Annotated in this window: 13 protein-coding genes and 3 tRNA genes; 8 read left to right on the top strand and 8 right to left on the bottom strand. The window is 66.6% G+C overall.

All coding sequences use genetic code 11. The features are described 5' to 3' along the window. Positions 1-3 precede the first annotated feature (3 nt). The 8 genes from DOM67_RS05830 to DOM67_RS05795 form a co-directional block, all read right to left on the bottom strand. Positions 4-846 carry a p-hydroxycinnamoyl CoA hydratase/lyase gene (locus tag DOM67_RS05830; protein WP_110674715.1) on the bottom strand — a complete coding sequence of 281 codons (843 nt, stop codon included), beginning with the start codon at positions 844-846 and terminating at the stop codon, positions 4-6. A gap of 124 nt (positions 847-970) precedes the next feature. Continuing rightward, positions 971-2,440, bottom strand: coding sequence for a benzaldehyde dehydrogenase (locus DOM67_RS05825; protein WP_110674714.1), 1,470 nt, complete (start codon positions 2,438-2,440; stop codon positions 971-973). Between the two features lie 25 nt (positions 2,441-2,465). Beyond that, on the bottom strand, positions 2,466-3,230 hold the full coding sequence (locus DOM67_RS05820) for a coniferyl-alcohol dehydrogenase (RefSeq protein WP_110674713.1): 765 nt from the start codon (positions 3,228-3,230) through the stop codon (positions 2,466-2,468). 35 nt (positions 3,231-3,265) lie between these two features. Continuing rightward, complete coding sequence (locus DOM67_RS05815) at positions 3,266-4,171, bottom strand: transporter (RefSeq protein ID WP_110674712.1); 906 nt, start codon at positions 4,169-4,171, stop codon at positions 3,266-3,268. Between the two features lie 83 nt (positions 4,172-4,254). After that, complete coding sequence (locus DOM67_RS05810; protein ID WP_110674711.1) at positions 4,255-4,713, bottom strand: MarR family transcriptional regulator; 459 nt, start codon at positions 4,711-4,713, stop codon at positions 4,255-4,257. Between the two features lie 863 nt (positions 4,714-5,576). Then, positions 5,577-5,663, bottom strand: a tRNA-Leu gene (locus DOM67_RS05805). A 29-nt stretch (positions 5,664-5,692) separates the two neighbouring features. Continuing rightward, positions 5,693-5,779: transfer RNA gene (locus DOM67_RS05800), tRNA-Leu, on the bottom strand. A gap of 49 nt (positions 5,780-5,828) precedes the next feature. Further along, positions 5,829-5,915: transfer RNA gene (locus DOM67_RS05795), tRNA-Leu, on the bottom strand. A gap of 294 nt (positions 5,916-6,209) precedes the next feature. Here DOM67_RS05795 and rnr point away from each other — a divergent pair. The 8 genes from rnr to DOM67_RS05755 all read left to right on the top strand — a co-directional run bounded on the left by rnr (position 6,210) and on the right by DOM67_RS05755 (position 13,693). After that, the gene (gene rnr, locus DOM67_RS05790) at positions 6,210-8,636 is read left to right on the top strand and encodes a ribonuclease R (protein WP_110674710.1); all 2,427 of its coding nucleotides are present in this window, start codon (positions 6,210-6,212) and stop codon (positions 8,634-8,636) included. Further along, on the top strand, positions 8,636-9,457 hold the full coding sequence (gene rlmB / locus DOM67_RS05785; protein ID WP_110674709.1) for a 23S rRNA (guanosine(2251)-2'-O)-methyltransferase RlmB: 822 nt from the start codon (positions 8,636-8,638) through the stop codon (positions 9,455-9,457). Before rnr ends, rlmB begins: the two co-directional genes overlap by 1 nt. Before the next feature lie 332 nt (positions 9,458-9,789). Beyond that, the gene (rpsF, locus tag DOM67_RS05780) at positions 9,790-10,203 is read left to right on the top strand and encodes a 30S ribosomal protein S6 (protein WP_110674708.1); all 414 of its coding nucleotides are present in this window, start codon (positions 9,790-9,792) and stop codon (positions 10,201-10,203) included. A 23-nt stretch (positions 10,204-10,226) separates the two neighbouring features. After that, the gene (rpsR, locus tag DOM67_RS05775) at positions 10,227-10,454 is read left to right on the top strand and encodes a 30S ribosomal protein S18 (RefSeq protein WP_110674707.1); all 228 of its coding nucleotides are present in this window, start codon (positions 10,227-10,229) and stop codon (positions 10,452-10,454) included. 29 nt (positions 10,455-10,483) lie between these two features. Continuing rightward, positions 10,484-11,335: a hypothetical protein gene (locus tag DOM67_RS05770; RefSeq protein WP_110674706.1), complete on the top strand. Its 852-nt coding sequence runs from the start codon at positions 10,484-10,486 to the stop codon at positions 11,333-11,335. Between the two features lie 16 nt (positions 11,336-11,351). After that, on the top strand, positions 11,352-11,798 hold the full coding sequence (rplI, locus tag DOM67_RS05765; protein WP_110674705.1) for a 50S ribosomal protein L9: 447 nt from the start codon (positions 11,352-11,354) through the stop codon (positions 11,796-11,798). A 187-nt stretch (positions 11,799-11,985) separates the two neighbouring features. After that, the gene (dnaB, locus tag DOM67_RS05760; protein ID WP_110674704.1) at positions 11,986-13,371 is read left to right on the top strand and encodes a replicative DNA helicase; all 1,386 of its coding nucleotides are present in this window, start codon (positions 11,986-11,988) and stop codon (positions 13,369-13,371) included. A 28-nt stretch (positions 13,372-13,399) separates the two neighbouring features. Continuing rightward, positions 13,400-13,693 (top strand): hypothetical protein, encoded by a 294-nt coding sequence (locus tag DOM67_RS05755; RefSeq protein WP_110674703.1) that lies wholly within the window; start codon positions 13,400-13,402, stop codon positions 13,691-13,693. Positions 13,694-13,791 lie beyond the last annotated feature (98 nt).

Raw genomic sequence — 13,791 nt, 5'->3', positions numbered from 1 at the left:
AGCTCAGGCGTCGCGGGAGTGCGCGCGGTCGTAGGCGCCCAGACCGGGCTTGTAGCGCTTCTCGTCGAGGAACTGGCGCAGCCCTTCGTGGCGTCCGCTGTCGTCACGGCTGTTGGCGGCCTCCTGGGCGCGTACCAGGTAGTCCTCGGCATTGTCGTAGGTCATCTCGCGGACCCGGCGCAGGGCATCCTTGGTCGCCTTGAGGGCGATCGGGTTCTTCTCGAGCAGCAGTGCCGCGACCTCGGCGACCCGCGCCTGCAGCTGTGCCAGCGGCAGCGCCTCGTTGACCAGCCCCCACTCGGCGGCGGTGGCGCCATCGATCGGCTCACCGGTCATGGCGTGGTACATCGCGCGGCGGAACGAGAGCAGCTCCACCGCCACCTTGGAGGCGCCACCACCCGGCAGGATGCCCCAGTTGATCTCGGAGAGGCCGAACTTGGCCTCCTCGGCGGCGAACGCCAGATCGCAGGCGAACAGCGGGCCGTAGCCGCCACCGAAGCACCAGCCGTTGACCATGGCGATGGTCGGCTTCTCGTACCAGCGCAGGCGGCGCCACCAGCCGTAGCTCTCGCGCTGGGCCTGGCGGGTGCCGGCGAGGCCGTGGGCCTCGGTATCGCGGAAGTACTGCTGCAGGTCCATGCCGGCGGTCCAGGCGCTGCCTTCGCCGCTGAGCACCAGCACGCCGACCTCCGGGTGGAACTCGAGGGCGTCGAGAACCTCCAGCATGCGACGGTTGAGGGCCGGGCTCATGGCGTTGCGCTTCTCCGGGCGGTTGAACTTCACCCAGGCGACGCCGGAGTCGATGGTGTAGGTGACGGTCTCTTCTTCGATATGTGACGTTGACATGGCAAAACCTCGCGAGTCGGGGGCAGTGAGCTGCGGCGTGGCGCCAAAAGGGCGCGACGGGGGCAGCGGAAAGGTGACGGATACGGCGCGACCCGCGGCGCCGATGCGGCGCCGCGGGCAGCGTTCAGAATGGGTAGCTCGGTGGCGTCTCCTTGAGCGTGACCCACTGCCAGTGGGTGTACTGCTCCCAGTCGGCGGGGCCGCCGACGCTGGTGCCGTTGCCCGAGCTGCCGGTGCCGCCGAAGGGGTTGACCACCTCGTCGGCGACGGTCTGGTCGTTGATGTGTAGAAGCCCGGTGTGGAGCTTGTCGCCCAGCGCCATGGCGCGTCCCACCGAGGCCGAGAGAATCCCCGCGGAGAGGCCGTAGTCGGTTGAGTTGGCCAGCGCCGCGGCCTCGTCGTCGTCGTCGAAGACGATCACGTTGGCCACTGGGCCGAAGATCTCCTCGTCGAAGGCACGCATGCCCGGGCGCACGTTGGAGAGCACGGTGGCGGCGTAGAACAGCCCCTCGTGGGTGCCGCCGGCTTCGAGCACTGCACCGGCGGCGACGCTGTCATCGACGATCGCCTTGACGTGATCGAGCTGGCGCTGGTCGATGATCGGCCCCAGCGCCACCGTGTCCTTGGCCGGGTCGCCCACCGGCAGCTGGCGTGCCTTCTCGGCCAGACGCTCGGTCAGTGCCGCGGCCAGGCGGCGCTGGACCAGCACACGGCCGGTGGCCATGCAGATCTGGCCCTGGTGGAAGTAGGCACCGAAGGCGATCGCCGATACCGCCTGGTCGAGGTCGGCGTCGTCGAGCACGATCAGCGAGTTCTTGCCGCCCAGCTCCAGCGACACCTTCTTGAGATGGCGCCCCGCCAGCTCGCCGATCCGACGCCCGGCGGCGGTGGAGCCGGTGAAGGCGATCATCGGCACGCCAGGCGCCTCGACCAGCGCCTGGCCGGCCTCGGCATCCCCCGGCAGTACGTGCAGCAGCCCTTTGGGCAGGCCGGCGGCGCTGAGGACCTCGGCGATTGCCAAGCCGCCGGCGTAAGGGGTGCGCGGATCGGGCTTGATCACCACGGCGTTGCCCACGGCCAGCGCCGGCGCCACCGAGCGCAGCGACAGCACCAGCGGGAAGTTGAACGGTGAGATCACGCCGACCACACCGAGCGGCAGGCGGCGTGCCAGGCTCAGTCGTCCGGGGGTACTCGGCAGGACCTGACCGGTGGCCTGCAGCGGCATGGCGGCGGCGCGCTGCAGCAGTACGATCGCCTCGCGCACCTCGTGCTCGCCCTTGGGCAGGATCGCCCCCGTCTCACGGGCGATCAGGCTCGCCACCGCGGGCGCCTGCGCTTCGAGCAGCGCGGCGGCGCGATGGAATACCGCGGCGCGTTCACGGGGCGGGGTCGCGGCCCAGGCGCGCTGGGCTTCCCGGGCCTGGGTCACGGCGCGCGTGACGGCGGCGGCATCGGCCTTGCCCACGGTATGCAGCGGCGTGCCGGCGGCGGGCTCGATCACCGTCAGGGTGGCGTCGGCCTCGATCCAGTCACCGTCGAACAGCTTGGCGTGCCAGCGCGCGGGGTCGGGGAGTCGGATGGGGGTATCGCTCATGGCGCATCTCCACAGGGGTGAGGGGTCACAGGGCGGTGGCTGCCAGGCCGCCGTCGATGGGTAGATTAACGCCGTTGATCCAGCGTGCAGCGTCGGAGAGCAGGAACACGATCCCCTCGGCCACCTCGTCGGCAAACGCCGGGCGCTTCATCTTGGCCGCATCCGCGGCCACCCGATCGGGGCCCAGCATGGTGACGAAGTCGTCCAGGATGGGGGTGAACACCGGGCCGGGGGCGACGCAGTTGACGCGCACGTCGTGGCTCGCGAACCAGGGGCGCGAGCAGCGTGCGCTCCAGACGATCAGCGCCTCCTTGAAGTACTGATAGCAGCTCTCGGCCGGCACCGGATTGGCCGCCAGCCACTGCTCGCCGGCGGCGAAGTCGGGGGTGTCGGCGAGGGCGCGATGGGCTGCCAGGCGTTCGGCCCAGGCGGCGCCGAGGATCGAGGCGACATTGACCACGCTGCCGCCGGTGAGCCGCGGCAGCAGCGCCTGGCTCAGATGGCGCAGACCCAGATAGTTGACCCTTGCCACCAGCGCCGGATCGGCGGTGCCGGGTACCCCGGCGATATTGGCCAGCCCGTCGAGGCGTGCGGGCAGTGCCGCGACCAGGGCGTCGATCGCCTGCGGATCGCTCAGATCGGCCTGGTGAAAGGCGTCCAGGGTCATGTCGACCGGATGGCGGTCGACCCCGATCACCCGGGCGCCGTGAAAGCGCGCCAGACGCGCCACTTCGTTGCCGATACCCGAGGCGACACCGGTGACCACCAGGGTTTTGCCGTAGAGTTGCATGTCTAGACTCCTCTGCGCGATGGCATGATCGCGCCTTAGAAACTGTGGACGAACTGCAGGTTGAGGCTGTTGCCGGCGGCGGCGTTCTCGACCTTCAGCGGAAAGTAGAGATTGACGTTGAGCAGGTTGTTGGCGTCGAAGCGATAGGAACCGCCCGGCCCCAGATAGAGCAGGGTCTGGCGTGAATCGGCCACGCGCTCGCCATTGGTGCGGTTGTCGCTCAACTGGCGCAGGTAGAAGCCGTTGATGCCCAGGCGCAGCGCATCGTTGACGGCGTAGGAGCTGGCGAGGTTGATCCAGGCGGCATCCCCGGCCTGGCCGTTGTGGAACGCAAAGCCGGGGATGGTGGGCGGGGCGCCGGCGCGGTCGGTCTCGAAGTTGTAGAGGTAGTTGAGGCGGGCGCTGATCTCCCACGCCGGGGTGGGCAGCACGGTCATGGCCCAGTTGGGCAGCAGCGACCAGTAGCCATCGCCGGGGTTGAGGGCGCGGTCGCGAGCGAACTTGCCCACCGGCGCGATCACGTCGAACTCGAAGCGCTGGGAGAACACCGGGCGCCCCTGGCGCAGGATCGGGGCCATCTGCAGATAGGGGCCGAAGGTGATGTCACCCAGCCCGAAGCCGTTGTCGCGCAGGGTGACTGGGCTGTCGTCGGCGAAGGAGGCGTGCAGATTGACCATCGGCACCAGGGCGGTGAAGCCGAGCCAGCCACCCCACAGACGATAGGGCGAGGTGTAGGCGAACTGGGTGATCAGTGCGGTGGTGTCGATCTGCGGATCACGAAAGGCGGGGGAGTCGTCGCCGTTGGCGTCCTTGATCGCATCGAGGTGCGAAAGGCGCGCGTACTGAATGTAGGTCCAGCCCTCCCCGAGGCGGCCGAAGCCATCCATGAAGCTGGTGCCGCCGGTGTTCAGGCCGGAGCGCAGCTGCACCGTCTGCGGCATCGACTGGGCGTCGGCCTGGGGGGCGAGCAGCAGCCCCGCGGCGAGGGTCAGGGCCAGGCTCAGCAGTGCCCGGGTGGCACGGCTCAGGCCAGATGTTCGAGCCGCGCCAGTGCGGCCAGCAGTGCCTCGCCGTGGGTCGGTCCGAGCTGCTCCAGCAGCCGCGCTTCCATCTCGCGTACCGCGAGCTCGGTCTCGTCGAGCAGCTCCTTGCCCGCGGCGGTCAGATGCAGGTGCTGCATGCGCCGATCCTGCTGGCCGCGAACCTGGCGCAGCAGCCCGCGCTTCATCAGTCGCGCCACCACGATGGCCAGGTTGGGCGGTGAGACGTCCAGTATCTCGGCCAGCTGGCGTTGATTGACGCCCGGGTTGGCATCCACCAGTACCAGCAGCGAATAGTCCACCGGCTTGAGCTCGAAGCGAGCCATGCACTCCAGGAACAGGCGGCGTATGCGCAGTTCGGTGCGGGTGATGCGGAACCCGAGTAGACGCGTCAGGCGCGACTGGTCGAGCGTGTCGGGGGAAGCTGGGGCATCTGAAGTCATGCGCGCGGGATCGGGCCTGGCGTAGAGAGAGCGAGACAGTACCGGACCCCGGCCGAGTGCCCCGCCCGGAGCGCGGGAGTGGGGCGCGACACGGCGTAGAGCCCGAAGCGTTCTCCCCATGATAGCGGCTGGTGGATCGATAGGAGCGCAGAACAGCAGTTTTTTGCCTTGTTGTTTTTGGCATGGTTGTTCTCCGGCAAGGGCGCGGATGGAGGATCGAGGCCGGTGGCAGAGTCACCTGGCCGGATGTGCCGCCGGCGCAACCCTCTCCCGCCAGCGCAGCAGCGACGTGCGAGGCGAGTATCCGCAAGAAAATAGTTATGATCCATAATCATTACGTCTAATAACTAGGGCCGGGGAGGCAGGATCTCTGTTTCGAGCGCGTCGGCAGATGCGCGATGCGGGTGAGCGATGGGGGGAGCGAGAGTGCCGCGAAGCGCTACCCCGAGGGGCGTGGGCCGGATATGCAAGGGCATGCGAGCGCTCCGAAGCGCGCGATCCGAGACGATGCGGGCAAAGCCGGGCGTGGTGGCAGGGCGTGGGTAGAGAAAAAGAGGGGGGTCAACGAACGAACGGATGGACGAAGTACGCGGGCAGGCCATGAGCCAATGCCCAAGAAGAGAGCGATGGCGCGGAAAGGGAAGGGATCGATCGGTGAGAGCGTGCGAGTCAGAGGCGCGTGAGGAGAAAATGGATGCTCAAGGCGTCGTCGTCCAGAGCGCCAGCGAAAGACGCAAAAACGCCTATGCCAAGCCTGATTCAGACAGTTCTCGGTCCAAGACTCACGGGACAAGCTAGGGGAAATTGCAGCGAGGACAGGGGGTGTCCCGCAAAAACATCACATCGTGTGAAGCATGACAGCGTGGTGCCCAGGAGAGGACTTGAACCTCCACGTCCGTAAGGACACTAGCACCTGAAGCTAGCGCGTCTACCAATTCCGCCACCTGGGCTTGTCATGCTTGCTGCGCGGGATCGAGATTGGTGCCCGGAAGAGGACTTGAACCTCCACGTCCGTAAGGACACTAGCACCTGAAGCTAGCGCGTCTACCAATTCCGCCATCCGGGCTCGATCCTGGCCCTGTCTACCTCGATGATCGTCGCGTCGACGACCTCGATGGTGCCCAGAAGAGGACTTGAACCTCCACGTCCGTAAGGACACTAGCACCTGAAGCTAGCGCGTCTACCAATTCCGCCATCTGGGCCAAGGCGCGATGTATAATACCGACTCTGCGGCCGAATGCAAGCCTTTGTCGATAAACCTTCCGCTATTTCGCGCTGGCCCCTGCGCGAGGCGTAACTCCTTATCGTCATGGCGTTTCTGGGGCAGCGGAAACGGTGGGCGTGGCCTGTCGTCGGCAGATCCGCGCGCTTGCAACGCTGCCGATGGTTGGGTCGGAGGGGCGTGGCCGCTATACTTGACGCATGACCCATAAAGTAAATAACGGCAATTGCCGCCCGCCGCGTGACTCCCACCCCGAAGCAAGGACGATGGCTGCATGACTCATTGGACGTTGGACGACGATCCGCACGCGGCTCGCGAAACGGAAAAATATGACAATCCCGTACCCAGCCGCGAGTACCTGCTCGCCCGGCTCGAGGAGTACGGCAAGCCGATCACCCATGAGAACATGAGCGCCATGCTCGGGCTTGAGGACGACAACCAGCAGGAAGCGGTGCGTCGTCGTCTCGCCGCGATGGAGCGCGATGGCCAGATTCTGCGCGACCGCAAGGGTGCCTATGCGTTGATCGACAAGCTCGATCTGATCAAGGGGCGTATTCAGGGCCACCGCGACGGCATGGGCTTTCTGATTCGCCATGATGGTCGCAAGCCCGACCTGGTGCTGCCGCCGCGTCAGATGCGCCGCGTGTTCGACGGCGATGTGGTGCTGGCCCGGGTCAGCGGCCGCGATCGGCGTGGGCGCGACGAAGCCACCATCGTCGAGGTGCTGGCGCGCAACACCCAGACGCTGGTCGGTGTCTTCCGCCAGAACTCCCCTGAGTTCGCGGTGCTGATTCCCGAGAACTCGCGGATCAGTCAGGAAGTGATCATCCCGCACAGCGCCAGCCGGGGTGCCAAGGACGGGCAGATCGTCTCGGTCAACGTCACCCGCCAGCCGGAGACCCGCCAGCAGCCGGTGGGTGAGGTGGTCGAGGTGCTCGGTGAGCGCATGGACCCGGGCCTCGAGATCGATATCGCCATCCGTACCCATGACATCCCGGCGACCTTTCCGCCCGAGGTGGATCAGCAGATCGCCGGCATGTCGGCCGAGGTCCTGGAGCAGGACAAGCACGCCCGCATCGATCTACGCGATACGCCGCTGGTCACCATCGATGGTGAAGACGCCAAGGACTTCGACGACGCGGTGTGCGCGTGGAAGACCAAGTCCGGCAGCTGGAAGCTGATCGTCGCCATCGCCGACGTCTCGCACTATGTGCGTGGCGGCAGCGCGCTCGATGGCGAAGCCTACGTGCGTGGCAACTCGGTCTACTTCCCCGGTCAAGTGGTGCCGATGCTGCCGGAGCTGCTCTCCAACGGCCTCTGCTCGCTCAACCCGCACGTCGATCGCCTGACCATGGTGTGCGAGATGAACATCTCGCAGAGCGGCAATATCAGCCGCTACAAGTTCTACGAGGCGGTGATCCGCTCCCACGCCCGACTCACCTACACCGACGTCGGCACCATGCTGCACGAGGGCGACAGTGAGGCAGGGCAGGCGCTGCGCGAGCGCTACCGCGAGCTGGTGCCATCGCTGGAGAACCTGCACGCGCTCTACAAGGTGCTGCGCCAGGCCCGCGAAGTGCGCGGGGCGATCGACTTCGAGACCACCGAGACCCAGATCGTCTTCAACGACGAGCGCAAGATCGAGAAGATCGTGCCGCGGACGCGTAACGACGCCCACAAGCTGATCGAGGAGTGCATGCTGGCGGCCAACGTGGCCACCGCGCGCTTCCTCGACAAGCACGACCTGCCGGCGCTCTACCGCGTTCACCAGCCGCCGGCCAGCGAGCGGTTGGAGAACCTGCGGGTGTTCCTCGGCGAGCTGGGTCTGACCCTGGGCGGCGGTGACGACCCTTCGCCCAAGGATTACCAGGCGCTGCGCGAGGTGATCAAGGATCGCCCCGATGCCGACATCATCCAGACCGTGATGCTGCGTTCGATGAGCCAGGCGGTCTATTCGCCGCACAACGAGGGGCACTTCGGTCTCGCCTATCAGGCCTATGCGCACTTCACCTCGCCGATCCGCCGCTACCCCGATCTGCTGGTGCACCGCGCCATCCGCTCGGTGATCCGTGGCCCGCGCCAGACGCAGACGGTGATGCGCGCCGAGGGCGCACCGGTGGAGAAGCCGACCACCTGGTGCCCCTACACCTTCGAGCAGATGGTGGAGCTGGGCGAGCACTGCTCGATGACCGAGCGGCGCGCCGACGACGCTACCCGCGACGTCACCGACTGGCTCAAGTGCGAGTTCCTCTCCGACAAAGTGGGCGAGACCTACGAGGGCACCATTGCTTCGGTGACCCAGTTCGGGATCTTCGTGCGCCTCGATGACGTCTACGTCGAGGGGCTGGTGCACGTCACCTCGCTGCCCTCCGACTACTACCACTACGAGGCGGAGAAGCACCGCCTCAAGGGTGAACGCAGCGGCGTCGCCTATCGTCTGGGCGATGGCGTCACCGTGCGCGTGGCGCGGGTCGACCTCGACGACCGCAAGATCGATTTCGATCTCGCCGATGCCGCACCGCGCCACCGCAAGACGCCGCGCACGCGCAAGCCCGAGGGCGGCGGCGCCAGCGAGGCATCTGCCGAACAGGGGGCGCGCAAGCGCAAGCAGCGCCCGGGCAAGCGTGAGCGCCAGGGCGGCGACGACAACAGTGGCGGCGGTCAGCGCCGCTCCCGCGGGCCGCGGCGCGGTAAGCGCTGATGGCACGGGGTCCCCAGCGCGAACGGCCGCGCAAGTCGCGGCCCACGCCGGAGCGCCCGCGCACCCCCGACGGTCTCGAGCCGGTCTACGGTGTGCACGCGGTCCGCGCGCTGTTCGCGCGTGATCAGCCGCCGCGGGTACTTTGGGTCCAGCAGGGGCACGCCGAGCAGCGCCTCGACGACCTGCTGGCCCAGGCGCATGCCGCCGGCTGCGAGCTGAAGCGGGTGACGCGCGAAGTGCTGGATGCGCTGTCGGGGCCGGCGGCGCACCAGGGGGTGGTCGGTTTCTGCCCGCCGCTGGTGGCCGAGAACGAGACTGCGCTGTGGTGGCGGCTGGAGCAGTGGCAGGAGGAGACGCCGCCGCTGCTGCTGATCCTCGATGGCATCACCGATCCGCACAACCTCGGTGCCTGTCTGCGCAGTGCGGATGCGGCCGGCGTGCACGGAGTGATCGTGCCCAAGGACAAGTCGGCACCGCTCAATGCCACGGTGCGCAAGGTCGCCTGCGGCGCGGCGGAGAGCGTCCCGGTGTTCCAGGTGACCAACCTGGCGCGCTGCCTGGAGAAGCTCAAGCAGCAGGGGGTGTGGATCACCGGTACCGCCGGCGAGGCCGACACGCTGCTGTTCGAGGCCGATTTCAGCGGCCCCTGCGCGCTGGTGATGGGCGCCGAGGGCAAGGGCATGCGGCGCCTCACCCGGGAGGCGTGCGATGGGCTGGTCAAGCTGCCGATGCAGGGGCAGGTGACCAGTCTCAATGTCTCCGTTGCCGCCGGGGTGTGTCTGTTCGAGGTGGTACGCCAGCGCCACGCCGCCCAAGGTTGAGGCCGATTCCCGCTGCGCCAGCGGGTCTCGGTAACGCATGTCGCCGCTGTACCCGCTCTTCGATGTGCCATCTCCGGTCCGCTATCTTTGCCGACACCACGGCGTCAGCGGTTGCGCATGGCTGCCTCGATCTCTACAATTACGCGGTTCTGTGGGCAGGCTCTGCTCGCAGAGCCGCGCTCGTGCGTTCCGGCAACGGAGCGGCGAGGCGTTCACAGGTCCGAATATCCGGCGCGTGGCAGGCTTGCGCGATCCGGAATCGACTCCTTGCTTCTCGCGGTGCGCGTTACCGCGATCACCCCGCAGAAGCTGCCAAACCGAAAGGAGCTAACATGCGTCACTACGAAATCGTGTTCATGGTCCACCCGGACCAGAGCGAGCAGGTTCCGGCCATGGTCGAGCGCTACACCAGCCTCGTCACCGAAAACGGCGGCACCGTGCATCGTCTCGAAGATTGGGGCCGTCGCCACCTGGCCTACCCGATCAACAAGATCCACAAGGCGCACTACGTGCTGATGAATGTCGAGTGCAGCGGCGAGACCCTCGACGAGATCGAGAACATCTTCCGCTTCAACGACGCCATCATCCGCAGCATGATCGTGCGCAACAAGGAAGCCGTCACCGAAGCATCGCCGATGATGAAGCCGGCCGACGACAAGGGCAGCCGTCGTCGTGACGACAAGTCCTCCGAGCGTGGCGACCGTGAGCGTTCCGAGCGTTCCGAAACCGCTACCGAAGCCAACTGATCACCGCTTGAGGAGAGACTCACATGGCACGTTTTTTCCGTCGTCGTAAGTTCTGCCGCTTCACCGCCGAAGGCGTGAAGTACATCGACTACAAAGACATCGATACGCTGAAAGCCTACGTCACCGAAACCGGCAAGATCGTTCCCAGCCGTATTACCGGTACCCATGCGCGTTACCAGCGTCAGCTGTCTACCGCCATCAAGCGCGCGCGCTACCTGGCACTGCTGCCGTACTCCGACAGCCACCAATAATCCGGCCCGGATAACCATAGCGAGGCGTCATGCTGGGACTGGCCCGTTGGATCATGCGCGGTACGCCGCAGGCGGTGGGTGTGGCAGCGCTGACGGCGCTGGTGCCCTGGCTGTTCTGGTTCAGTGCCGCGGTCGCCGGGCTGGTTACGCTGAGGCGTGGCCTCACTAGCGCCGCGCCGGTGCTGGTCGCCGCTGCCATACCCGCCGGCTGGTGGTGGATGGAGGGCGACTCGGTGCCGCTGGCGAGCATTCTGCTGGTGGCGCTGATGGCTACCGTGCTGCGGGCGCGCCTGCGCTGGACCGATACCCTGCTCGCCGGTACCGCGGTCTGCATGGTGCTGGTCCATCTGGGCATCTTCGTGCCCGCCGGCGGTGCCGGCCCGCTGCTCGACGAGCTGCGGCGCAGCTCGACCGAGGTCTCCAGCATGCTGGATCGGCTCTCGGCCCAGGGCGTGGACACCCAGCAGATGGCCGCACTGGTCATCGGCGGGGTCACCGGCCTGGTGGTGCTGATGGTGAGCATCGGCTGTCTGGCCCTGGCCCGCAGCTGGCAGGCGGGGCTTTACAACCCCGGCGGGTTCCGCGAGGAGTTTCACTCGTTGAAACTCTCGCGTGGGCAGCTGGCGCTGCTGATCGGCGCCACTGCCCTGGGCATGCTGCTGGCGGTGCCCGCCGCCAGCCTGCTGGCCTGGGTGCCGCTGCTGGTGGCTGGCGTGGCGCTGGTTCATGGTTTGATCGGTTTGAAGGGAATGAGCGGGTTCTGGCTGGTCGGTTTCTATGCGTTGCTGCTGACTACCTGGCCCACGATTTTGATTGTACTGCTGTTGGCACTGGTGGATACCTTCGCGGATTTTCGCGGTCGCCTGACACGCAGTGATTGACGAGAGGTTCACGAGAATGGAAGTCATTCTGCTCGATAACATCGGCAAGCTTGGCGAACTGGGTGACAAGGTCACCGTCAAGCCCGGTTACGGCCGCAACTACCTGGTGCCCTACGGCCTCGCCGTGCCGGCCACCAAGGACAACGTCGCCGCGTTCGAATCCCAGCGTGCCGAGCTCGAAGCTCAGGCCGCCGAGCGCAAGGCGGAAGCCGAAAGCCGTGCCGAACAGCTGTCCGAAATCGAACTGTCGCTGGTCGCCAAAGCTGGCGACGAAGGCAAGCTGTTCGGTTCCATCGGTCCGCGCGACCTGGCCGAAGCGCTGGTCCAGGCCGGTCTCGACGTCGCCAAGAGCGAAGTGCGCATGCCGGAAGGTCCGATTCGCCAGACCGGCGAATACGACATCGCGCTGCAGCTGCACGCCGAAGTCAGCACCAGCGTCCGCGTCGTGGTGGTTGCCGAGTAATCGGTTTTCCCGCGCAGCGATGCTCAAGGCACGTGGGGCCCAGGCCCCACGTGCCTTTTTTGATGGGTGCGTGTTCCACACGATCGGCACGCCCGAGCGGCGCCGGCGAGCGTGGCGAGTCGCGGCGCCGGCTGGGTAGAATGTGCGGCAAATGACGGCAGCGAATTGTCGAGGGTGATGGCCAGGCATGAACGAACGCGTCGATAACGATCAAGAGACGGCCAAGCTCAAGCTGCCACCGCACTCGCTGGAGGCGGAGCAGTCGGTACTGGGCGGGCTGATGCTCGACAACTCCAGCTGGGACACCGTCTCCGAGCGGCTGGTGGCGGATGACTTCTATCGTCAGGAGCATCGGCTCACCTACAACGCCATGGCAGAGCTGGCCGAGGCGACCCAGCCGCTCGACGTGGTCACCCTGTCGGAAGCGCTGGAGCGGCGCGATCAGCTCGAAAGTGTCGGTGGCCTGGCCTATCTGGCGGAGCTGGCGCGCAATACGCCCTCGGCGGGCAACATTCGTGCCTATGCCGACATCGTGCGCGAGCGGGCCACCCTGCGCAAATTGATCCAGGCCTCGCGGCAGATCGCCGACAGCGCCTACTCGCCGGATGGGCGCGCCTCTGACGAGCTGGTCAACGAGGCCGAGCGGCTGGTGTTCCAGATCAGCGAGTCGCGGCCCAAGTTCGGCGGCCCTCAGGGCATGAGCCAGCTGTTGACCAAGGCGGTCGATCGCATCGACGAGCTGTTCAACATGAAGGGCCAGATGACCGGCATCTCGACCGGCTTCCGCGACCTCGACGAGATGACCTCGGGGCTGCAGCCCTCGGATCTGGTGATCATTGCCGGGCGCCCGTCGATGGGTAAGACCACCTTCGCCATGAACCTGGTCGAGCATGCGGTGGTCGCCGGTGACAAGCCGGTGATCGTCTTCTCGATGGAGATGCCGGCGGAGTCGCTGATGCTGCGTATGCTGTCGTCGCTGGGGCGCATCGACCAGACCCGGGTCAGGACCGGCCAGCTCGAGGACGAGGATTGGCCGCGACTGACCTCGGCGGTCAACCTGCTCAAGGACAAGCAGCTGTTCATCGACGACACCCCGGCGCTGTCGCCCAACGAGCTGCGTTCGCGGGTGCGTCGAATCGCCCGCGAGCACGGCAATGTCGGACTGGTGATGATCGACTATCTGCAGCTGATGCAGGTGCCGGGGCTGTCCGAGAACCGCACCGCGGAGATCTCCGAGATATCGCGCTCGCTCAAGGGCGTGGCCAAGGAGTTCAACTGCCCGGTGGTGTCGCTGTCGCAGCTCAACCGCTCGCTCGAGCAGCGCCCCAACAAGCGCCCGGTGATGTCGGACCTGCGTGAATCCGGCGCCATCGAGCAGGACGCCGACGTCATCGCCTTCGTCTACCGCGACGAGGTCTACAATAGCGATAATCCCGACAACAAGGGGCTGGCCGAGCTGATCATCGGCAAGCAGCGTAACGGTCCCATCGGGACCGTGCACATGGCGTTCATCGGCAAGTACACGCGGTTCGAGGATCTGGCCCCGGACAGCTACGGCCAGCATTACGAGTAACGCATCACAGGTTTGAGGAGTCAAAGCGATGGCAGGCGGTTTTCAGCGCGGGCGGCGTCAACGCGTCCCCAAGATCGAGGTTCGCGGACAACTGGAAAAGCTCGAGCGCGAGGGGCCGTTCAAGGAGTGGCTGGGGATGCCGGATCTCTACCGGCACTGGCTGACCGTGGATGGCGAGCTCTACAGCTATCAGACCGAGGATGCGGAGCTGCCGGTGGTGGTGGGCGACCGCGTGGTGTTCCGCTACAAGGAAGCCAAGGCGGGGCGCTGGATCGACCGCAACTCCCTGGGCAAGGCGATCGACCCCGCCGACTACCAGTAAGTGTTGCGCTAGCGTCTCCCGGAGCCGCGCCGCGCGCCCGGCGTGGCTGCGGTGCTGGCCGGCAGGCCTGTTGTCATTGCACTGTCATGCGTCGCTGT

It is taken from the genome of Salinicola sp. RZ23 (genome assembly GCF_003206675.1).
Taxonomy (GTDB): domain Bacteria; phylum Pseudomonadota; class Gammaproteobacteria; order Pseudomonadales; family Halomonadaceae; genus Salinicola; species Salinicola endophyticus.
This window is presented reverse-complemented; position numbering and strand designations above follow the sequence as displayed.

Coding starts and splice junctions, on each gene's coding strand:
- DOM67_RS05820 (WP_110674713.1), bottom strand. CDS start 3,230: ATGCAACTCTACGGCAAAACCCTGGTGGTCACCGGTGTCGCCTCGGGT.
- rpsF (WP_110674708.1), top strand. CDS start 9,790: ATGCGTCACTACGAAATCGTGTTCATGGTCCACCCGGACCAGAGCGAG.
- rpsR (WP_110674707.1), top strand. CDS start 10,227: ATGGCACGTTTTTTCCGTCGTCGTAAGTTCTGCCGCTTCACCGCCGAA.
- dnaB (WP_110674704.1), top strand. CDS start 11,986: ATGAACGAACGCGTCGATAACGATCAAGAGACGGCCAAGCTCAAGCTG.
- DOM67_RS05825 (WP_110674714.1), bottom strand. CDS start 2,440: ATGAGCGATACCCCCATCCGACTCCCCGACCCCGCGCGCTGGCACGCC.
- DOM67_RS05755 (WP_110674703.1), top strand. CDS start 13,400: ATGGCAGGCGGTTTTCAGCGCGGGCGGCGTCAACGCGTCCCCAAGATC.
- rplI (WP_110674705.1), top strand. CDS start 11,352: ATGGAAGTCATTCTGCTCGATAACATCGGCAAGCTTGGCGAACTGGGT.
- rlmB (WP_110674709.1), top strand. CDS start 8,636: ATGGCACGGGGTCCCCAGCGCGAACGGCCGCGCAAGTCGCGGCCCACG.
- rnr (WP_110674710.1), top strand. CDS start 6,210: ATGACTCATTGGACGTTGGACGACGATCCGCACGCGGCTCGCGAAACG.
- DOM67_RS05810 (WP_110674711.1), bottom strand. CDS start 4,713: ATGACTTCAGATGCCCCAGCTTCCCCCGACACGCTCGACCAGTCGCGC.
- DOM67_RS05770 (WP_110674706.1), top strand. CDS start 10,484: ATGCTGGGACTGGCCCGTTGGATCATGCGCGGTACGCCGCAGGCGGTG.
- DOM67_RS05815 (WP_110674712.1), bottom strand. CDS start 4,171: ATGCCGCAGACGGTGCAGCTGCGCTCCGGCCTGAACACCGGCGGCACC.
- DOM67_RS05830 (WP_110674715.1), bottom strand. CDS start 846: ATGTCAACGTCACATATCGAAGAAGAGACCGTCACCTACACCATCGAC.